The organism is Enterococcus saigonensis (assembly GCF_011397115.1).
GTDB classification, from domain to species: domain Bacteria; phylum Bacillota; class Bacilli; order Lactobacillales; family Enterococcaceae; genus Enterococcus_C; species Enterococcus_C saigonensis.
On the sequence record NZ_AP022822.1, the window covers coordinates 1,410,343 to 1,432,225 of the forward strand.

Below are 21,883 nucleotides of genomic sequence, written 5' to 3' on the forward strand. Positions count from 1 at the left end.
AAACTACTAACCAGAAATTCATTTAGCCGGTAGTTTTAGAATAGAAGCGGTTATTAATTATTAAATTTATACATTAAGTTGTTGCCCAACCATAATTGTATCACTGGATAGTCCATTGTTTAACATTAGTTGGTCAACAGTCGTACCATACTTTGCAGCGATATCCCAGAGTGTATCTCCTGAAACAACCGTGTATACACTACCTGTTGTTTGGCTTTGTGAAGCAGGCACAGTATTTTCAACGGAAGTTTCATCATGCACATTTGTTTGTGCTTGTACAGTATAACTCGTTTGACCATAGCTAGAAGCTGGTGTGTCATATTGCGTCAAATTATAAGCTGTAATTAAATAATTCAATTTTTGATTATACGTAGGATCCGTTGCATAACGTCCAGTTAAATAGGCTGTCGCATCTAGATAACTTGCAGTATTACTCTTCCAAGCGCCTGCATAGTGAGCTGTCCCAGTAGCAAAACTTGTACTGCGTAATACATAAGCATGGTCAGCTAAAGATTCCCAGTAAGAATTATACTGACGGAATGGTTCGTTCATGGTTATCCATTGGCCGTTTAAGTATTCTTGAGTAGGAAAAGTGACTGACTGTCCATTATACGCTCCTTTTACACCAAACAAATTATAGTATGGCGCCTGTGCCAAAACAGAAGATCCATTTCCACTTTCTAGAATTGCTTGGGCAATCATAACAGAAGCATATAAGTCATTTTCTTGCGCAATTTGAGAGGCAGCCCCACCGATCTGATTAATTAGATTGGCCGTGTTATCTACGCCTTGACTTTGTAATTCAGCTGCATGTACACTGTGTGCTGGCATTAGTGCCATCACTCTTGGTGTACATGCCAAGCCTACACCAACTAGTGACATTGCTTTTTTACCAGTAAATTTATATTGAAAAGTCACTTGTTTTTTTTGATGTCTTTCACTACGGGTACGATACTCTGACATTTTCTTCCTCCTGATGATAAAAACTTATATAAAATTAAGATAAATATAAAGATAACTAAGTATATGTATTATAGCTTGATTTTTTTTGCTAATCAAATGATTCTCTCTTTGTAACAAATATTTAATATACGCAACATTTAAAAAGTTTTTTAAATGTTTTTTTCGAAAATTCGTCTATTTTTCCACAAAAACAAAAAAGACTCTTTATAAACCGTTAGGAAAATCAGCTTATAAGAGTCTTTTAATAGTTTAATTATAATGAATTGTAAACATCGACGACATTCTCAACAGTAAATCCAAATTCACTAAGTACCTTTTCGCCAGGAGCAGATGCACCAAAGTGATTAATTGCAATTACTTTTCCCGCAAAGCCCGTATATTTTTCCCATCCAAAGGGGGAAGCCGCTTCAATTGCAACTCGTTTTACTACATCATGCGGTAAAACACTTTCCTTATATTCTGCACTTTGAGCTTCAAATAAATCAAGACTCGGCAATGACACAACCGAAACATCTTTTCCAGCTTTTTGCAATTTTGCCTGCGCTTGCACTGCTAAGTCAACTTCTGAACCAGTTGCAAGTAAAATTCCCTCTGGTTTTTCTCCTTGTTGCGGTGAAAGAACATAACCACCTTTTGCAACATTTTCATCAGCATTTTCTTTTGTCCCAGGTAAAACCGGTAAGTTTTGGCGACTTAAAACCAAAACAGTTGGTTTGTTTGTCGTTGTCATCGCAATTTTCCAAGCTGCTCTTGTTTCATTTCCGTCAGCCGGACGAATAACCTGAACATTCGGGATACAGCGCACACTTGCTAGCTGTTCAATTGGTTCATGCGTTGGTCCATCTTCACCAACAGCCACAGAATCATGGGTAAGAACGTACACAACTGGTGCACTTTGAATTGCTGATAAGCGCAATGCTGGCCGCAAATAATCTGTAAACACAAAGAATGTTCCACCGTACACGCGGGTGCCCCCATGTAGTTGAATACCATTCATAGCAGCTGCCATGGCAAACTCCCTAACGCCAAACCAAATATTACGACCTTCGTATTGACCAGGTTCAAAATCTTTCTCTGCTGCCACCATAGTATTATTAGACGATGACAAATCTGCTGAACCGCCCCATAAAGTTGGCACAGCTTTAGATAAAGCTTGAATCATTTCTTTACTTGATACACGGCTTGCTTGTGACGTTCCTTCTTCGTAAACAGGCAATTGTGCATCCCAACCATCAGAAAGTTCCCCAGCAAAAGCAGCCTTAAATTGTGCTGCTAATTGTGGATATTCTTGCGTATACGCTGCAAACATTTTATCCCAAGCATCTTCTGCTTTTTGTCCGCGATCATTGATTGCTTCTTTAAAACGTTTTGAAGCTTCCTCAGGTACAGTAAAATCGGGATAATTCCAATCGTAAGCTTTTTTAGCAGCGGCGATGCCTTCTACTCCAAGGGGAGCTCCATGAACTTTATTTGTACCTTCATTCGGTGCACCAAAGCCAATAATTGTTTTGACTTCAATCAGTGTTGGTTGGTCTGCGTTTTCTTTAGCTTCTTCAATTGCAGCAGAAATTGCCTCTAAATCATTGCCATCTTTTACTAAAATATGTTGCCAACCATAAGCCTCAAAACGTTTTCCAACATTTTCTGTGAAAGCTTTTGAAGTTGGTCCATCCAAAGAAATATCATTTGAATCATATAAAACGACAAGTTTGCCTAATTTCATGTGTCCAGCCATTGACGCTGCTTCTTGTGAGACACCCTCCATTAAATCACCATCACCACAAAGTGCGTAAGTGTAGTGATCAATGATATTAAAATTATCACGATTATAAGTAGCTGCTAAATGCGCCTCACTCATTGCCATACCAACAGCCATTGCAATACCCTGACCTAAAGGACCAGTCGTGGCTTCAACACCATCCGTATGATTTACCTCCGGATGTCCAGGTGTCTTACTACCCCATTGACGAAAGTTTTTTAAATCATCAATTGTAACTTTGTAACCTGCGCAATGTAGTAGACTGTAAAGTAATGCTGAACCATGACCTGCAGATAATACAAAACGGTCACGGTCAGCCCAGTTACGAGATGTGGCAGGATTAATTTTCAAATGTTTTGTCCAAAGAGCATAAGCCATCGGTGCAGCTCCCATTGGTAACCCTGGATGACCAGAATTTGCAGATTGAATTGCTTCAATACTTAATGTACGTAAGGTGTTAACGCTCAATTCATCGATTTTATCAAACAATTGTGCTTCCTCCTATTTTAGGTTTTTTTTACCTTTATTGTTTACATCCTCATTGTAGCGGATTATTACTAGAAAAGCAATTAAATATCAATCCCGATTGTGTAAACCTTTTTGTTTTTGAATTTCCTTTAATTTATCCGGTGTTACATCGTTTCCTTTAGGATCAACAACTTTCATTCCTTCAATGTGGTGTCGCATACCTGAACGGAAAGCTTTTAGATACTCTTCACGTAAATTTATTTGTTCGCGTGCTTCTGCATCAGTTAAGCTAGCTTCTTTTTTCTTTTTTGCCAGCTCATTAATACGTGCTAATTTTTCTTGTGATAGCATTTTAAAATCCCCTTTTTATTATGAACTTTAAACTATTTAGTAACACAACTCTTTTCTTATCTTAGCTAAAAAAAAGCGCTCTGACAACCACAAACCCAAAGCGAACGTCTGTTTGATTTGTTTTATACTTTATGCTAAACTTAAATTATTAAAGAAAGAAGGTGCAGTATGGCTAAACGCACAGAAAATCGCCAAATTGAAATTTTAAAATTTATTCACGATCGCGTCTCGCAAAAAGGTTATCCTCCTACTGTGCGAGAAATTGGTGAAGCAGTCTCTTTATCCTCCACATCAACTGTTCACGGTCATCTTTCCCGTTTAGAAAAGAAAGGTTTAATTTTACGTGACCCTACAAAACCACGGGCAATTGAATTAACCGAATTAGGGCTTGAAAAAATCGGAGCTCAACCAGAAACAATTCCAATGCTCGGTGTTGTAACAGCTGGTGAACCAATTTTAGCCGTAGAAGAAGCATCAGACTTTTTCCCAATTCCACCACACTTATTAAACGACAGTGGCTCTTTGTTCATGCTAACAATCCGTGGTGAAAGTATGATTAATGCTGGTATATTGGATGGCGATCAAGTCATCGTTCGAAAACAAGCCTCCGCCAATAATGGAGATATTGTAATTGCCATGACTGATGAAGACGAAGCAACCTGTAAAAGATTTTTCAAAGAACGTGATTATATCCGACTTCAACCAGAAAATGATTATCTGGAGCCTATCATCTTGCAAAATGTTAAAATCTTGGGTTTAGTAGTTGGCCTTTATCGTGATTTACTTTAAGAAGGTAAAAATAAATCTTCGAAATTTTCGAGGATTTATTTTTTTACTTTACAAACCGAACATACTTTCGTATAATCAATATACAAACGTTTGTTCGTATATTTTAATTGAGGTGAAAAGGATGAATACATTTCGTAATATTTCTTTAATCGTTTTGGGTTTAATTGTCAGCTTTGTCATTAGTCACTATGGTATTGCATTAGCCGCTTTGATTTTTGTACCTCCCTTTTTAATTTGGTTTACCATGTGGGACGAAAAAAAATATCGTCAAAGTATTCGTAAATTTTATCCTTATAACCAAAAAGGCCAAAATACCTATCATCAATACAAATAAAATTTCTTAATAGCCATTCAATATTACTTTGATAAGAAATTATTTTTCAGATTTGACAGATTAGTCTCAGGACTTTTACGTCAAATCTTTTTTTGTGTCTGACAACATAATAATTGAAATGAAGCTACTTAAATAATACAAATATAATCGTTGCGAGACTTTTTATAGATATTGCTATTTTTTTATTACGCGAATACTTGCAAATAAAAAAATCGTACTATCTCAACTAGAGAGTACGATTTTTACTTATTTGTTATAAATTTTAGGACCTTTTCGCATATTTTTACGATCATTTTTTGGTGCTTGCATTTCTTTTACTCGGCCACCGCCTTGTTTTTTCTTAATTAACTCGAGCATCTTTTCTTTTTGATTCATTTTTTTCTCCTTAGTTTACCTTAGCTATTACTTTTAAAGCCTGTGATTACTGATTATACAAGATAGAATTCCTTAAAGCAAATACTGCATGTTTGATAAGGAAGTTAGATTCGCTATCTTCCAATGATAGCTTGGTAAAAATGATACCCGGCTAACTTATTGAAAGTATTCAGTACTGGCGTTAATAGCTTTTAGAAAAAGCGATGCGTGAATCACATTTCTGAAAACATCACAACTCGTTAATCTTGTACTGAAAATTTGGTAAGTTTTTAACATCATTAACGACTTTGTGCTATGATAACCTGCGGGAGTGTGGAAGATGAAAAAAATACTAATGCTACTACTGACTCTAACAGGAGTAGTTTTGACAGGTTGCTACAAAGAGGCTGAAAAAACAGCATTCGATTCAAAAAACAATACTTTTTGGGTAGCTACGGATATTCATTTTATTGCCCCATCTCTTCACGATGATGGGAAAGAATTTCAATTTATCAAAAAGACTGCAGCCGGTAAGGATTTGGATTATCAACAAGAAGCTTTAACTGCCTTTATTGACAAAGCAAAAAAAGTAAAGCCAAAAGCAATCATCTTAACGGGCGATCTAACACTTAACGGCGAAAAGCAAAGTGCCAAAGAAATGGCAAAAATTTTTTCTCCTTTACAAAAGATTGGTATAAAAGTTTTAGCAATTCCAGGAAACCACGATATTTTTGATGGCTGGGCACGCAAGTATAGTGGAGATACTAAGAAACGTATTGCCCAAATTTCACCTGCTGATTTTAAAAAATTTTTTCCAGATGGTTATAACCTTGCAACTAGTGTAGACAAAAGTTCTCTGAGTTATGCGCTTAAAATTAATAAAAAATACGACTTCATTTTTTTGGATACAAATGAGTATCCCATCCAGCCAAGTCGTGCGCAACCTCATACGGGTGGCCAAATAACCAAAGAAACATTGACTTGGCTAAAAGAGTGTTTAAAAGGAGCACAAAACAACAAAAGAATTCCAATTGTCTTTATGCACCATAATCTTTTTATTCATAATCCTCTTGTTTACAAAGGTTACGTTTTGTCAAATGCTCAAACGCTTAAAAGTCTTTTAGCACACTATCATGTGCCAATAGTTTTCTCCGGTCATATTCATGCTCAAGATATTATAAAAGATCCTACTAGAGAAACCGATATTATAGAAGTTGTTACTAGTTCTTTTGCTATTGCCGATCATGCTTATGGTGAATTAAAGCTTACACCAGACAACATTTCTTATACGCGCAAAACGGTTGATGTCGACTTATGGGCTAAGGAAAATAAAAAGACTGCTAAAGATCTCCGTTATCATAACACCTATTTAAAACAGCTTTTCCTAAAAGATGGGGAAAGATTAGCCTATCAGCAACTTTTAGATCAAAATATTCGCAATAAGAGTATTTTGGAACCGGCAGCCAATTTAATAGGCGAAGTGAATTACAATTATTTTACTGGTCAAGACAATTATTCGTTAAAAAAAAGAACGCAACTAAAAAAATCACCTGCTTATAAAGAAGTAGCTAAATACACACCCTTTCTACAAAAATATGTTGATTCTGCAATCAATGATACAAATTTACCTGATCAAAAATTAAGAATTAAACTCAAATAAAAAACTTCAGGAAATGCCACATAAGCGGTTTCCTGAAGTTTTTTGCCTATAAAAGCTAGTTTAAGCTTAAATCAGCTAATCGTTTGGCAATCAGTTATAGCTGAATTCTTACGCTTTTAACCGCTATTTCCATTTCACAAAAAAGCAGCTATCTCCTTAAAACAAAAATTTTTACTCATAGCGCAATGCATCAATTGGATCTAAACGTGCTGCGCGATTAGCTGGAAATGTTCCTGCTAAAAAGGCAATTAACATAATAATTATCATAATCATACCAATAGATGAAAAGTTAAACTGCAATAAATTAAAGCCATCTAATCCTTGTAAAAAGGAGTCTGTGGCTACTTTATTCAATACTTTTGCAGTCCCCATCGCAACGGTAACACCCAATGCAGAACCCCAAAAACCAATTAAAATCGCTTCAATACTAAATGTTAAAAAAACTTTTCCTTTACCCATCCCCATTGCTTTCATTAATCCGATTTCGCGTGTACGTTCTTGTACGGACATATATAACGTGTTAATGATACCAAAGCTGGCCGCCAGTAATGCGATAGCACCAAATAACGTTAAAACACCGGTAATCGCATCAACCGTTGAATGAATCATACCTACCTGATCTGCAAAAGTACTAGCCACATATCCTTGTTTAGACAATTTTTCTTTTAACTTTATGATATTCTTTTCAGTTGGTTTTTTTACGGTAGCTAAAATAGAGTAATATTGATTTTGCATGCCTTTAGGCAAACCTGTTTTATTAATTGCGATTAATTTTTCAGACAAACTTTTACTTACGACAGAATTACCATTATTCACGATACTTGGATTGCGTACTCCAACAATCGTTGCTTCAACTTCTGACTGCGTTTTTGTCGCTTGTGATGAAGCTGCCAACTTAACTTTTTGACCTAAAGCTTCTTTCGCATTTTTAAAACCCAAACTTTTGGTATAGTTTGCGGCTAAGATAATTTCATAAGGGCCATTTTTTTGACTTACCTGCTTACCTGTTTTTAAATCAACAGCAATACCGTCTGTACTCGATGCGGCTAACACATACTTTTTATTATTTTTACCAACAATATAATCCGCACTAAAAGATTCGGCTGGTTTTACATCTATTAAACCAGAAGTATTAGCAATTTTTGTTACATCTTTTTCGTCCAATAAGTAGGAATCTTCTGCATTTCCTTGTTCTTCTGTATATTCCTGCGGCTCATCACTTTCTTGACTTGGTCCTTCCTTGACGGCCTTATTAATCATTAATAAGTCGTCACGTCCCACATTTTTCACCTGCTTATCGACATAATCGTTCACACCAGCTTTAATGCCTAGCGTCATTGAAATGGTGAATGCACCAATGAAAATTGCTAAAATAGTTAAAATAGTTCGTCCTTTATTCCGCCATAAATTTGCACTAGCAGAAGTTATTGTATCCCATAAATTCATGCCCGTTCCTCCTTGACAATAAAACCGTCTTTAATGTGGATTTGTCTATCGCAGCGCGCAGCAAGATCTGGATCATGAGTTACGATAATTAGAGTAATACCTTTTTGTCGATTTAGACGAAAAAGCAATTCTTCTACCTTCTCACCAGTGGCAGAATCCAGATTTCCTGTTGGTTCATCTGCAAAAATAATTTCTGGATCGTTAACCAATGCTCTAGCAATACAGACTCGCTGTTTTTGACCACCGGACAAATTAGTGGCTTTGTTTTGTGATTTATCAGCTAAATCTACTGCGGCTAAAGCAGCCATTGCCTTTTCTTGACGTTGTTTACCCGTAATACCTGCAATTTTTAACGGCAAAATAACATTATCTAAGACGCTATCTTTGGCGTTCAAAAAGAATTGTTGGAATACAAAGCCAAAGGTCTGATTGCGTAATTTGTTTAACTCTTTCTTTTTAATATCAGTTGTTCCTTGACCAACAATTTTGACTTGTCCAGTTGTTGGCTTATCTAACAGTGCCAATATATGCATCAAAGTTGATTTGCCTGACCCACTTTTTCCGATAATTGCCACCGATTCCCCTTTTTCAATTTTTAAGCTAATTTCTTTTAATGCAGTGAATGCAGTATCCCCTGAACCATAGGTTTTTCCTACACTTAATGTTTCGATCACTTCCATTTTTACCCTCCTTCAAAACTACTTTTCTCAATGACTGATAAGATAACAGGCATTTTCTTCACTTATTCAGTCTACCGCTCTAACAATTGAGAAAAATCAGACTTAGGGTGTATTTTTTTCTAGTCTTTTAGTCTGTTACTTTAAATAAAATATTTTATTGGTTACTATCAGTTTAAAAGCAAAATAAAATAGCGCTAGAAGACTATTTTTCAAATCTAGCACTATCTTATTCTCATCTAAAAATTTGATCAAAACGTCGTACTGTTACTTTGACCATCTTTGTAGGTTTCGTTTATGAATCTTTCAACCTACAGCCAAATTAAATCTTCGTTAGCAACCTGTCACGTGTCGCAAAAAATACATAAGTTTATCCGAAATTCTTACCTTATTCAGCTTCTTTGATATCTTTTGAAATTTCATCTATTTTAATTTCATTGGTTAAAAAATCAGAACTTTCAACTGGAAAATGTTGCCGAAATTCAGCTAACTCCATTAAATCAATTTGTCCTGTCGTCAACTTAAAATCCAAGACATGACCGCCAAATTTATGATCATCACTAATGAAATGCAAATGAAATCCCGCAGCTGCTGCTCCGTGGAATAGTTGCGGTGTATAAAAACCTACAATTGTTCCTGTTATTTTATCAGCTTCAAATTCTGGTTGATGTCGAGCTACTTCAACGAATTTTGGGTAAGGTTTTACTTGTTTTGGTGCTATCCGCACCTTCATATAACTAAATGTTCCAGTTATTTTAACAGCGGCAAACAAATTATGACTTATTTTATTCAATATTTCTACTTTTAACTCGTCAGCTGCCATATTAGATAGCAAAAATTGAAGATCTGATTCAAAATGAGTAACTGCTGCATAAGGGGTCAATTCATCTCCACTTAGTTGATGGACAGTTCCCGTTTCGTCTGCGTGATAAATTACACCATCTAGGAAAATAACTTCTCCATTCGCGCCTTCCAACGTTCCTAAACCAAAATCTCCATAGTGAGACAAGGTCCCGATTTTTTCTGTTCCATCCATTAAATCTTGCATCAAAGCCCCTAATGTCCCGTGTTGATAAATATAATTTTGAGCTTTCACTAACATATTCAATCTCCTTTTATTTCAGACTTAATAAAGTCGCTGTAACCATCTTTCATTGCTAGTATTTATCTAAAATTTTAATAAAGCTGATCGGGTAAAACTGTTTTACCCAATTCTTTATTGTCTGTATAATCAATAGGAATATCAATGATAACTGGTCCTTGTGTTGACAAACCTTCTTGAATTGCTGACTCTAACTCAGATTTAGTAGTTGCACGTAATCCCTTAGCGCCAAATGCTTCAGCATATTTAACAAAGTCAACTGAACCAAAGTGAACACCAGAAGAACGATTGTATTTCATTTCTTCTTGAAATTCCACCATATTATAACTACCATCATTCCAAATTAAATGAATAATTTTTTGTTTTAGCCGTACAGCGGTTTCGAGTTCTTGCGCGGAAAATAAAAATCCACCATCGCCTGAAATAGAAAAAATTTGCGTATTTGGTCGTACCAATGCAGCTGAAATAGCCCAAGGCAAAGCAACGCCTAACGTTTGCATCCCATTACTAAATAATAGTGTTCGAGGTTCATAACTCCGGAAATGCCGTGCCATCCAAATGTAGTGACTGCCAACATCCACTGTCACCGTCATTTCATCGGAAACATTTTTTTGTAGAGTATCAATAACTTCTAGTGGATGAACACGACCTGGCTGAGTCGTACTTTGGCGCGTAACTACAGTTAATTTACTTTGCAAAGTAGCTAGATAGTATTTCGCATCTGCTGATAGTTGATATTTTTTAATGGCACCACTTAGTTTTTCAATTGTTTGGGCAATACTACCAATTAATTCTAATTCTGGTTGCATATATTGATCAATCTCCATTGGTACTTCATCGATCACGATAATTCGAGCATCTTTTTCAGCATTCCAATTACGGGCTTCATATTCAATTGGATCATAGCCAATTGCTATTACTAAATCACTACGTTTTAACAGCATATCTCCTGGTTGATTTCGAAATAAGCCAACACGCCCAAAAAAATGATCCTCCAATTCTCGTGAAATAATACCCGCTCCTTGAAAAGTTTCCACAACCGGCATTCCCGTTTTTTCAACTAATCTTCTTATTGCAGCTGTTTCCCTTTGACCCGAAGCACGCATTCCAACCAACAACGTGGGCAATTTGGCTTCATTAATTCGTCGCATTAATTCATCAATATCCTCATTAAGAGCAACACCCAACTTTGGTGCTGACAATGGATTAATTGCTTCACTGTTAACTATACCATCTGTGACATCTTGTGGAATTGATAAAAAACTTGCGCCCTTTTTAGCAGTTTTGGCAATCCGATAAGCATTGGCAATACTCTCTGAAAGATTTTCTGGATCCTGAATTTCTGAACTATATTTGGTAATTGGGGCAAATAATGCTGCATTATCCATGCTTTGATGTGTCAATTTGGAAAGATCAGAGCGTTTCACTTGTCCTGCTAAAGCCAATACAGGATCGCCTTCAGCAGTTGCAGTTACTAACCCTGTTGCTAGATTACTGGCTCCTGGGCCACTGGTTGCTACTACTACGCCCGGTTCACCAGTCAAACGCCCGATTGCCTGCGCCATAAAAGCAGCGTTTTGTTCGTGACGCGCTAGAATCAACTGGGGACCATGATCTTCTAACGTATCAAAAACACCATCAATCTTTGCGCCGGGAATGCCAAAGATAAATGGAACGTTATGATTTTCCAAACTATTAACAATAATTTCTGCACCTTTTTTACCCACTGTACTACATCTCCTTAAAAACTGTATCATTATCAAATAATAATTTAGCACTTATTTATTTAATTATCAACAATGTAACACTATCGATTATTGTTTTACTGAAAATTAATGTTTTTTTCAATTCATTTGATATTGATCCGTGTATTCGTTCACTTCAAATAAATCGTTTGCGTAAATATTTAGAACAAATGAAAAAGGATGCATCACTGCACCCTTTTTATTGCGATAAGACACCAAACTTCTATTGCGTCACACTCAAATCATACTACTCTTTCTTAAAAATCATTACCAGCCCAGTGATTAATCGGACCAAACTTGTGTCCAATAACTAATTCAGCTGCAATTGCTTTATTGACAAATTCTTTAGCGGTTTTTACTGCTATTAATACTTCTTGACCTTTGGCTAACTCAGCAGTAATACAAGCCGATAAGGAGTCTCCGGTACCATTTATCCGTTCTGTTTTATGGTATGGTGCCTCCAACCAATGACTTTCTCCTGTTTCTAATAACAAGTAATCCACAACTTTTGTTTGTTTCCCATCTTGATGAGCACCTTTGATTACGATGTTTTTAGCACCCATTTTTTGTAAAATGCGAGCAGCTATTTCAAAGTCTTTTGCTGTATCCAATTTCATATCTGTTAGTTTTTCTGCTTCGTAAAAGTTCGGTGTTAAAACAAAAGCTAAAGGAATCAACTCTTTTTTTAACGTTGCTAAAGCGTCTTCTTCGATTAGCATATTACCATGTTTTGTCATAATAACAGGATCTACCACCAAAGGACCAAAATCATACTGACGATAATTTCTAACGATTGCCTGTATTAATTCTGAATTGGCAAGCATTCCAGTCTTGCTGGCACGAATCTGGTAATCGGCTGCTAGCAATTCAAATTGTTTATCAATAAATTCTGTCGGTAAAGTTACACTTGCCCCAATTCCATAAGAATTACCTGCTACACAAGCCGTCAATACAGATGCACCATACACTTTTCTTGCAAAAAAAGTATGTAGATCTGCTTGCATGCCAGCTGAGCCATCACTATCAGAACCTGCAATAGTTAAAGCTTGTGGGTATTGTTCCATCGTTGTCAATCTCCTTTATTCTTTTATCCTTTCATTATACTCTTTTGCAAAAAAAATACGTAACGAAATGTTGTGTATTCAAATTACATCAATCCTTAGCTGTTTTAGGACAATAAAATAGAACAGAAGAAGTAATCTTCTGTTCTATTGCATGCTATTTTTAGTTGCAAATTAGGATTATTTTTTAGTTAAAAGCCCGATTGCTTCCACATGAGTGGTTTGCGGGAATAAATCTACGGGTTGGATTTTCTCACATGTATACCCTTTTGCCTTAAAATCAATTAAATCTCGCGCCATTGTGCCTGGATTACATGAAATATAAATTATTTTTTCTGGATTCATCTCACACGCCGCGGTAATAAAATCTGTTGTTAATCCTTTACGAGGGGGATCAACAAAGATCACAGCTGGTTGCATTTCTTCTTTTACCCATTGCCCCATTACCTTTGTTGCATCGCCGACAAGGTAAGTTGCATTGTCAATTTCATTTAACTCGGCATTTTTCTTTGCATCTGCAACAGCTTCTGCAATAGACTCCATACCGTAAACGTGTTTGACCCGGTTTGCAACGGACAAACCAATTGTACCGATACCAGCATAAGCATCGATCACAACATCATTAGGCTTTAGTGCTGCCATTTCAAAAGCTGTTTCATACAATACTTCTGTTTGTTCGGTGTTAACCTGATAGAAAGATTTTGCTGAAATGCGGAAAGTTTTTCCCAATAATGTATCTTCAATATAATCTTGACCATAAAGAACTTTTTCATGTTCGCCTAAAATGACATTTGTCTTTTCCGTATTAATATTTTGTATAACACTAACAACTTCAGGGATTTCTTTGTGAATTTGGGACGCAATTTCTTCGGCTTTGAAGAATTTATTACGTAAAGTGACTAAAACAACCATCATTTGACGAGAATAGTGACCTTGTCGAATAACAATATGACGCAATAAACCTTCATGTTGTTGCTCATTGTACGCTTTTACCTTAAAACGTTCTAAAATATCACGAACTTTAATAATGGCTGCGTCAATTGCGGGATCTTGAATATAAAAATCTTCAATCGCTACTAAATCATGACTATTTTTACGATAAAAACCTGTTTGTAATTGTCCATCTTTTCGACGTACTGGGATTTGAGCTTTGTTGCGGTAGCCTGACGGTTTTGCCATTCCTATCGTTGGTAAAACAGGAATAGCAGGCATCTTAGCAATTTTTTGCAAAACATTTTCGACTTGCTTTTGTTTAAATAGTAATTGTTCTTCGTACGCCAAATGACTTAATGGTGCAATACCTGTTCGCAATAAATCTTCATTGGCAACTTCAACACGTTTTGCACTTTTTTCTAAATACGAAACAACTCTCCCAATACCAAATTTTTTTCCAACTTTAATTACTTTTAAAATAACTTTTTCACCAGGAAGTGCGTTATCAACAAATAAAGGATAGTTGTCAATCTTAGCAACGCCCATTCCTTCATACGTTAAATCTAAAATAGTAACTTCATATGCATTATTCTTTTCTACGGGATATACGTGATCTGTTTTTTTCATAGTTCCTCCTAAGTTTAAAACAAAAAACAACCAGAAAGGCTGTTGACTGACTTTTCTAAAACAATCCTTGTTCATTCTAAGGCATAAGTTTGACTTATACAACCAAAAACTCCACATCCAACTTAGTGAATGTGGAGTTTATAATTATTTCTTATCATTTTGGTCAGCAATTTGACCATCACCGTCAATATCTTCATCGGTTAATTTTTCAACTTCTTTAATAAAGTCACGACTAACCTCTTCGTAATCAGCTTCTTCTTCCTCATACCCTACCACCGCATCATCTGGAATAGCATCCAAATTAGCATACATCTCAATATGATGATGATGATTAACAAAGGTCATGGGAGCATCTCCGCCATATTCGCCATCTAAATTAATCATTAAGCGGTTTTTTTCGCCCACAGTATTTACTTCTAAATAGCTTGTTTTTGTATAAATAATACGTTTATCATTAATGTGTTTACCACCATTTAACATCAAAGCCACCAAATGGACAATTTCGAAAATATTTGCAGTTTTCACAATAATTAATGAAAATTTACCATCATCTAACTTAGCATCTGGTGCTATTTGTTCAAAACCACCGACTGAATTTGTTAAAGCTAAGAAAAACATCGAAGCATCACCTTGATATTCGCCTTCATCATATTTCAGATGCATTTTAATTGGTTTCACCCGAGGTAATAATTCAGCCCCCTTAGCTAGATAAGCTAAGTACCCAAAAATACTTTTTAATTCTGAAGGCACTTCATAGGTTAATTCCGTTAAATGCCCACCGGCTGCAATATTAATAAAGTAATTTTCTTTTGCTTGACCAATATCCATTTTGATTGTTTGGTTTTTCAAAATAACTTCTGCTGCCGCTTTTAAGTCATCACGAGGAATTTTTAACGCTCTAGCATAATCATTCGTAGTCCCAGCCGGAATAATTGCCATTTTAGGACGTTTTTTTAATGGCGCAATACCATTAACGACTTCGTTAATGGTACCGTCACCACCGGCTGCTACAATTAAATCAAAACCAGCTTTAGCAACCCGACAAGCTTCATTTTTAGCTGAGTTTGGTTCAGGAGTTGTTGCAAAAGCACTGGCTTCAAAACCAGCTTGTTCTAATACTTGTAATATATCAGCTAAGCTACGTTTTGTTGCTTCTTTACCTGAAGTTGGATTGTAAATCACGCGTGCCTTTTTCATACTCTTATCAGCGTTTGGCCAATTCAGTCTGTAACAATTGGTTAACCACGGCCGGATTCGCTTTCCCTTTCGTTTGTTTCATGATTTGTCCCACTAAAAAGCCGACTGCACGATCTTTTCCATTTTTAAAATCCTCAATTGATTGTGCGTTCTGATCCAAAACTTCATTGATGATTGGTAATAGTTGTGCAGGGTCAGACAATTGTACTAATCCTTTTGCCTCTACAACAGCTTTAGCCTCGCCACCATTTTGAATTAATTCACGGAAGACTTTCTTGGCAATTTTTGAACTAATTGTACCATCTTGGATTAAAACAATCATACCGGCTAAGTTTTCTGGCGTGAGTTTTGTTTCACCTAATTCTAGTTTTTCACTATTAAGATAAGCAGAAACTTCTCCCATTAGCCAGTTTGAAGCAAGTTTGGCATCAGCTCCTGCTTGTAATGTCGCTTCAAAGAAATCAGACATTTCTTTTGTTAAAGTTAAGACTTTGGCATCGTATTCTGGCAAACCAAATTCATTAATGTAACGTAAACGACGAGAAGCTGGTAGTTCTGGTAATGTTGCTTTCACTTTACTAATCCATTCATCATCAATGACAAAACGAGGAATATCTGGTTCTGGGAAATAACGGTAATCACTTGAACCTTCTTTGACCCGCATCAAAATTGTTTTATTCGTTGTTTCATCAAAGCGGCGTGTTTCTTGTTGAATTTCGCCACCTGAAAGTAAAACTTTTGCCTGACGCTTTTCTTCAAAAGCTAAACCTTTTTTTACAAAGCTCATAGAATTTAAGTTTTTCAATTCTGTTTTAGTGCCAAATTCTTCTTGACCATAAGGACGGATAGAAATATTGGCATCACAACGCATTGAGCCTTCTTCCATTTTTACATCTGAAACATCTGTAAACAAGATAATGGATCGCAAAGCTTCTAAATAAGCATAGGCTTCTTCTGGCGAACGCATATCTGCTTCTGAAACAATTTCAATCAACGGAGTTCCTTGCCGATTCAAATCAACATACGAGTAGCCGCCAATGCCGTGCATATTTTTACCAGCATCTTCTTCTAAATGAACTCGTTCAATTCTAATTTTTTTCTTTTTGCCATCCACTTCAATTTCAATCCAACCGTCGTGTCCAATTGGTTGATCAAACTGAGAAATTTGGTACGCTTTTGGATTATCGGGATAAAAATAGTTTTTACGATCAAAATGGGTTTCTTTTGAAATTTCACAGTTCAAAGCCAAAGCTGCTTTCATTCCAAACTCAACGGCAGCTTTATTCATAACGGGTAATACACCTGGATAACCCCAGTCGATCACATTTGTGTTACTGTTTGGTTCTGCTCCAAAGTGCGCCGGTGCAGGCGAAAAGATTTTAGAGTTGGTTTTTAGTTCTACGTGAACTTCTAACCCAATAACTGTTTCAAAATTCATTACTTATTCCCCCCTAAAATCACTGGTTTTTGTAGATGGAAGTCAGTAGCACCTTCAAAAGCTGCAGCTGCTTGATACATGGTTACTTCATCAAATTGTTTCCCGATAATTTGTAATCCCACAGGTAGGCCTTCTGAAAATCCAGCTGGAATTGACATACCAGGCAATCCAGCTAAGTTAACTGGAATAGTTAGAATATCACTCATATACATGGTAATTGGATCGTTAATTTTTTCACCCAAGCCAAAAGCAACTGTTGGTGAAGCTGGACCAATAATTAAATCATAGTCATTAAAGACTTTATCAAAATCTTGTTTAATTAGTGTCCGGACTTGCCCAGCTTTTTTGAAATAAGCGTCATAATAACCTGCACTTAATGAAAACGTCCCTAACATAATCCGACGTTTTACCTCTGTACCGAAGCCTTCGCTACGTGATTTTACGTAAACATCTTCTAAATTTTCTACATTTTCAGCACGATATCCATAACGAATACCATCAAAACGTTGTAGATTTGAGCTTGCTTCAGAAGAGGCAATAATATAATAAACTGCTACGCCATATTTTGAATGCGGTAAACTTACCTCTTCTACAGTTGCACCTAATTTTTCAAAGGTCGCTGCAGCTTTTTCAATAGCTGCTTTAACACCAGGTTCCACACCTTCACCAAGATATTCTTTAGGTAATCCAATTTTTAAACCTTTAACGCCTTTTTCAAGATTTGAAGTAAAATCAGGGACAGAAATACCCGAGCTAGTACCATCTTTTTCATCATAGCCACTAATGGCATTTAGAGTTAAAGCATTATCCTTAACGTTTCGTGTTAATGGGCCAATCTGATCTAAAGAAGATGCAAAAGCAATCAAACCAAAGCGAGAAACCCGACCATAAGTTGGTTTCATCCCAACGATACCATTAAAGGCAGCAGGCTGACGAATAGAACCACCTGTATCACTACCTAACGAAACTGGAACTTGCCCTGCTGCTACTGCTGCTGCAGAGCCACCAGAAGAGCCACCGGGAACTTTGGTGGCATCCCAAGCATTTTTAGTTTTCTTAAAATAAGAAGTTTCACTACTGCCACCCATAGCAAATTCATCCATGTTCAGCTTACCAACAGGAATCATATCAGATTGATAAATTTTATCCATTACAGTTGCATCGTAGATAGGTTCAAAATTAGATAAAATTTTGGAAGCCGCGGTTGTCAAAATATCTTTTGATACAATATTATCTTTAATGCCAATCGGGATACCTGCTAGTACATTATCTTCAGCAATTCCTTTTATTTCTAAAGCTTTTGCTTGTTTCATCGCTTTTTCTTCACTAATTGTAATAAAAGCATCAACATTTGCTTCTGTTTCTTTAATTCGTGCAATTGTTGCTTCAGTCAAATCAGTGGCCGTGATTTCTTTTGAAACAAGTAAGTCGTGTAACTCGCTTAAGTTCTTGTCATACAATTTTTCCATTAAGCGCCAGCCTCCCCATTATCAATAATTGCCGGCACTTTAATAAAGCCGTCTTCTTTTTCTGGTACGTTTTTCATTAAATCTTCCCGATTCATTCCGGCATCTGCACGGTCAGGGCGCATCACGTTAACGGTTTCCACCACATTTGACGTAAATGGAACCCCGGTAGTATCTACTTCTTCCAAAAGTTCTACCATTTCTATTATTTTACCCAATTGATCGGTAAATTCTGCTGCTTCTGTCTCAGAAAATGAAAGTTTTGCAAGTTTGGCTACATGCTTAACTTGTTCTTCACTGATTGCCATACTACCCCTTCTTTCTTACCTTTAAATACTTAAACATCATGTTTAAAATACTTTTTCTTTTCTATAATGAAATAATTCTGCTTATTTTTCAAGTCACTAATTAAAAATATAGGAAATAATCTCTTTTTGGTCAGGTTTTTTCGCTACAAAGGCTTGTGGTCCCTCCACAGAATTAATCTGAACCTCTATATTACCATTAACTGAATCAAAAATGGACTCAACTTGTTTCCCAACATATTGAGTAAAACTTGTAATTTCGGTTTTGCTGTAATACTTTGTTTCAATATTAATTGTTAGTTTTTCTGCTTGCTCATCCACATAATAAATTTCACCAGTAACGCCTATTAAGTTTGGAAAGAAGTTTTGAACTGCAGACTGAAATGAATTGAACTTTGTACTCATACCATCTTGTGTTGCACTATTTTTACTATCTGCTGCTACTGGAAGAGCTAGATAATTTTCGTTAACGCTTTTGAAATCAGCAATTGTCGTATCGCCATTTTTACTAACAGCAGTATAGATGTAACTACCGCCATTAATATCTTCTTTTGATGCTTGCTCAAAAATACCAACTACTATCGGAATATTTTTCATACCATCCATTTTGCGTACTCTGGTTAATACTGCATTAATCGTTTTTCGAGCATTTGCCATTAACTCATCTCTGGAAATAACTGTTTGGCTATCATTTCCATAATAGACTGAATTAAAAGCAAATCCTAACGACATGCCAGCTAATGTTTTTCCATCTTCTTTTAGAAAATCTTGTTCCATTAATTGTTGGAAAATGATGGGTTGATTATTATCAGCAGGATTTAACCCTTGGTTATTTTCATCGGAATTACGCTCTAACCATTTTTCAATGGTATCATAGTCTAATTTTTGACCTTCTTGAAAAAAATATTTATCTGGCGAAAAAGTTTGATGAGATAACCGTAATAAACCCGTTTCAAAATTATCTTGGTTATAACCACTATTTAATTTAGTGGCATTTAGCTCTCTGGCTGCACTAGTTTTATAACGACCATCTTTGATTACTGCTTGATATTCTGAACGATCAATTCGTCCGGTCGTCATATTACCACCCTCGGTTTTACCTCCGTTATCTACATTACTAACGCCTTTATCTAAATTGCCGCAACCAGTAAGGAGCACCAATAATGCACTTGCTAAAAATAACGATTTAATCTTCATTAACAGAACTCCCATCTAACGCTGCTACCATCTGTTGTTCATCCCAGACAGTAATACCTAGCTCTTTTGCTTTTATAAGCTTACTTCCGGCATCTTCTCCAGCTACAACAATATCAGTTTTTTTAGAGACACTTCCGGTTACCTTTCCACCAAGATTTTCAATTTTTTCTTTTGCATCATTTCGATTGTAATGTGTCAATTTACCTGTTAAAACAATTGTTTTTCCATTGAAAGGCGAATCAATTTCTAGTTGTTTGACAATTCGGCCCTTAAATGTGAAGTTAACACCCGCAGTTTTTAACTCTTGTAAGAGCTCTTGTACTTCTTCATTTTCAAAATAAGTCACAACACTATCCGCAATCGTCTCACCTAAAGTATCTAGAGCTACAATCTTAACCTTATCTGCTTTAGCAATTGACTCTAAATCACCGAAATTTTCTGCTAATATTCGTGCGGCCTTTGCCCCTACATGACGAATCCCTAAACCAAATAACAGACGCTCCACTGAATTGTCTTTACTAGCAGCAATCGCTTTTAAAATATTATTAGCAGATTTTTCTTTAATTTTTGGTAAAGTCAATAACTGTTCTTTCGTTAAACTATATAATCCTGCAACATCAGTGAGCAAATTATTATCATACATTTGAGCGAGTACTTTTGGACCTAAACCATCAATATTCATCGCATCACGTGTAACAAAATGACGTAATCCTTCTTTAATTAAGGCTGGACATTTCGGATTAATACACCGCAAAGCCACTTCATCGTCTAAGTGAACTAATTCACTCCCACAAACTGGACAGTTTGTGGGGATAAAAACAGGTAAGCTATCTTTTTTTCGAGAGGATAAAACGACTTGCGCTACTTCTGGGATAATGTCTCCGGCTTTATAAATTGTCACCATATCATCATTGTGTAAGTCTTTTTGCTTTATAAAATCAACATTGTGCAAACTTGCCCGACTAACCGTCGTTCCAGCTACACGTACAGGTGTCATCACAGCAGTGGGTGTTACAACCCCTGTACGGCCAATCGTCCATTCAATTTTCAATAATTTTGTTTGGGCTTCTTCTGGTGGAAATTTATAAGCCGCTGCCCAACGCGGTGCTTTAACTGTAAAACCTAATTCTTCTTGTTGGTGAAAATCATTGACTTTGATTACTACCCCATCAATTTCATAAGGGAGTGTAGTGCGACGTTCTTGGAATTCTTCAATATATTCCCAAATTTCTTCTACATTTTTACATAAACGCCGCTCATGATTAACGTGAAATCCGACATTTTCTAATTGGTTTAAAGCGGTAAACTGGTTAGCGACATGTAACGGTCCAAAATCCACTACTGTATATAAAAAAGTATCTAGATTTCGCGTGGCTGTAACTTTAGGATCTAATTGTCGCAAACTTCCTGCTGCTGCGTTACGTGGATTAGCAAAAATGGCTTGTCCAGCCTCGTCTCGTTTTTCATTCAGCGTCACAAAAGATTTTTTAGGCATAAAACACTCCCCTCGAACTTCAATTGTTAAAGGTTCTTGGAGACGTAGTGGAATGGAGCGAACTGTTTTCAAATTTTCGGTAATGTTTTCACCAACCGTACCATCCCCCCGCGTAGCACCTCTTACAAAAAGCCCATCTTCATAACGCAGTGTTATAGAAAGACCATCAATTTTAAGTTCACAAACGAAAGTGACATTTTCACCTAACTCTTTTTTTACACGGTTTATAAAAGCGACAATCTCTTCTTTAGTAAAAACATCATTCAAACTGTATAAAGGTACGTCATGAACAACTTTTTCAAATCCTTGTAATACTTGTCCACCTACTCGCTGGGTAGGGGAATCCGAGGTTATAAGTTCGGGATATTTTTCTTCAATCGCAACTAAATCGTGATAAAGTTTATCATAGACATAATCTTCTACTGTCGGATTATCTTTAACATAGTACTCATAAGCATATTTGTTTAATTCTTGCCGCATTCTAGCCGCTTGATCGGCCAACTTTGCTATAGATTC

General features: G+C 36.2%; 19 protein-coding genes. 3 read left to right on the forward strand and 16 right to left on the reverse strand.

Annotation, left to right across the window (positions count from 1 at the left end; all coding sequences use genetic code 11):
- Nucleotides 1–66 precede the first annotated feature (66 nt).
- From EsVE80_RS06670 to EsVE80_RS06680, 3 genes are all read right to left on the reverse strand, one after another.
- The gene (locus EsVE80_RS06670) at nucleotides 67–963 is read right to left on the reverse strand and encodes a glucosaminidase domain-containing protein (protein ID WP_173103018.1); all 897 of its coding nucleotides are present in this window, start codon (nucleotides 961–963) and stop codon (nucleotides 67–69) included.
- 253 nt (nucleotides 964–1,216) lie between these two features.
- Nucleotides 1,217–3,211: a transketolase gene (gene tkt, locus EsVE80_RS06675; protein ID WP_173103019.1), complete on the reverse strand. Its 1,995-nt coding sequence runs from the start codon at nucleotides 3,209–3,211 to the stop codon at nucleotides 1,217–1,219.
- A gap of 87 nt (nucleotides 3,212–3,298) precedes the next feature.
- Nucleotides 3,299–3,541, reverse strand: coding sequence for a DUF896 family protein (locus EsVE80_RS06680; protein WP_173103020.1), 243 nt, complete (start codon nucleotides 3,539–3,541; stop codon nucleotides 3,299–3,301).
- Between the two features lie 168 nt (nucleotides 3,542–3,709).
- Here EsVE80_RS06680 and lexA point away from each other — a divergent pair, with 168 nt between their 5' ends.
- Together lexA and EsVE80_RS06690 are read left to right on the forward strand one after the other, a co-directional pair.
- Complete coding sequence (gene lexA / locus EsVE80_RS06685) at nucleotides 3,710–4,330, forward strand: transcriptional repressor LexA (protein ID WP_173103021.1); 621 nt, start codon at nucleotides 3,710–3,712, stop codon at nucleotides 4,328–4,330.
- Nucleotides 4,331–4,451: 121 nt separating this feature from the next.
- Nucleotides 4,452–4,664: a hypothetical protein gene (locus EsVE80_RS06690; protein ID WP_173103022.1), complete on the forward strand. Its 213-nt coding sequence runs from the start codon at nucleotides 4,452–4,454 to the stop codon at nucleotides 4,662–4,664.
- Nucleotides 4,665–4,910: 246 nt separating this feature from the next.
- Here the strand turns inward: EsVE80_RS06690 and EsVE80_RS13995 are convergent, their stop codons facing one another.
- The gene (locus EsVE80_RS13995; protein ID WP_269474231.1) at nucleotides 4,911–5,039 is read right to left on the reverse strand and encodes a hypothetical protein; all 129 of its coding nucleotides are present in this window, start codon (nucleotides 5,037–5,039) and stop codon (nucleotides 4,911–4,913) included.
- A gap of 319 nt (nucleotides 5,040–5,358) precedes the next feature.
- On the opposite strand from EsVE80_RS13995, the gene EsVE80_RS06695 reads away from it, so the two are divergent.
- Entirely contained in the window at nucleotides 5,359–6,678 is a 1,320-nt protein-coding gene (locus EsVE80_RS06695; protein WP_173103023.1) for a metallophosphoesterase, read from the forward strand.
- A gap of 171 nt (nucleotides 6,679–6,849) precedes the next feature.
- On the opposite strand, the gene EsVE80_RS06700 is transcribed toward EsVE80_RS06695, so the two are convergent.
- The 12 genes from EsVE80_RS06700 to ligA all read right to left on the reverse strand — a co-directional run bounded on the left by EsVE80_RS06700 (nucleotide 6,850) and on the right by ligA (nucleotide 21,847).
- Nucleotides 6,850–8,124, reverse strand: a complete 1,275-nt coding sequence (locus EsVE80_RS06700) for an ABC transporter permease (protein ID WP_173103024.1) — start codon at nucleotides 8,122–8,124, stop codon at nucleotides 6,850–6,852.
- Nucleotides 8,121–8,804, reverse strand: a complete 684-nt coding sequence (locus EsVE80_RS06705) for an ABC transporter ATP-binding protein (RefSeq protein WP_173103025.1) — start codon at nucleotides 8,802–8,804, stop codon at nucleotides 8,121–8,123. Before EsVE80_RS06705 ends, EsVE80_RS06700 begins: the two co-directional genes overlap by 4 nt.
- A gap of 385 nt (nucleotides 8,805–9,189) precedes the next feature.
- Complete coding sequence (budA, locus tag EsVE80_RS06710) at nucleotides 9,190–9,903, reverse strand: acetolactate decarboxylase (RefSeq protein ID WP_173103026.1); 714 nt, start codon at nucleotides 9,901–9,903, stop codon at nucleotides 9,190–9,192.
- A 74-nt stretch (nucleotides 9,904–9,977) separates the two neighbouring features.
- Entirely contained in the window at nucleotides 9,978–11,630 is a 1,653-nt protein-coding gene (gene alsS, locus EsVE80_RS06715; protein WP_173103027.1) for an acetolactate synthase AlsS, read from the reverse strand.
- Between the two features lie 275 nt (nucleotides 11,631–11,905).
- Entirely contained in the window at nucleotides 11,906–12,712 is an 807-nt protein-coding gene (thiD, locus tag EsVE80_RS06720) for a bifunctional hydroxymethylpyrimidine kinase/phosphomethylpyrimidine kinase (RefSeq protein ID WP_173103028.1), read from the reverse strand.
- A 177-nt stretch (nucleotides 12,713–12,889) separates the two neighbouring features.
- On the reverse strand, nucleotides 12,890–14,269 hold the full coding sequence (gene rlmD / locus EsVE80_RS06725; RefSeq protein ID WP_173103029.1) for a 23S rRNA (uracil(1939)-C(5))-methyltransferase RlmD: 1,380 nt from the start codon (nucleotides 14,267–14,269) through the stop codon (nucleotides 12,890–12,892).
- A gap of 144 nt (nucleotides 14,270–14,413) precedes the next feature.
- A complete protein-coding gene (locus EsVE80_RS06730) occupies nucleotides 14,414–15,466 on the reverse strand; it encodes a diacylglycerol kinase (protein WP_173103030.1) in 1,053 nt (350 codons plus the stop codon).
- 7 nt (nucleotides 15,467–15,473) lie between these two features.
- On the reverse strand, nucleotides 15,474–16,904 hold the full coding sequence (gatB, locus tag EsVE80_RS06735; protein ID WP_173103031.1) for an Asp-tRNA(Asn)/Glu-tRNA(Gln) amidotransferase subunit GatB: 1,431 nt from the start codon (nucleotides 16,902–16,904) through the stop codon (nucleotides 15,474–15,476).
- Complete coding sequence (gene gatA, locus EsVE80_RS06740; RefSeq protein WP_173103032.1) at nucleotides 16,904–18,373, reverse strand: Asp-tRNA(Asn)/Glu-tRNA(Gln) amidotransferase subunit GatA; 1,470 nt, start codon at nucleotides 18,371–18,373, stop codon at nucleotides 16,904–16,906. Before gatA ends, gatB begins: the two co-directional genes overlap by 1 nt.
- A complete protein-coding gene (gene gatC, locus EsVE80_RS06745; RefSeq protein WP_173103033.1) occupies nucleotides 18,373–18,678 on the reverse strand; it encodes an Asp-tRNA(Asn)/Glu-tRNA(Gln) amidotransferase subunit GatC in 306 nt (101 codons plus the stop codon). The genes gatA and gatC overlap by 1 nt, the downstream gene beginning before the upstream one ends.
- 96 nt (nucleotides 18,679–18,774) lie before the next feature.
- The gene (locus EsVE80_RS06750; protein ID WP_173103034.1) at nucleotides 18,775–19,872 is read right to left on the reverse strand and encodes a CamS family sex pheromone protein; all 1,098 of its coding nucleotides are present in this window, start codon (nucleotides 19,870–19,872) and stop codon (nucleotides 18,775–18,777) included.
- Nucleotides 19,862–21,847, reverse strand: coding sequence for an NAD-dependent DNA ligase LigA (gene ligA / locus EsVE80_RS06755; RefSeq protein WP_408639875.1), 1,986 nt, complete (start codon nucleotides 21,845–21,847; stop codon nucleotides 19,862–19,864). Before ligA ends, EsVE80_RS06750 begins: the two co-directional genes overlap by 11 nt.
- Between the last annotated feature and the right edge of the window lie 36 nt (nucleotides 21,848–21,883).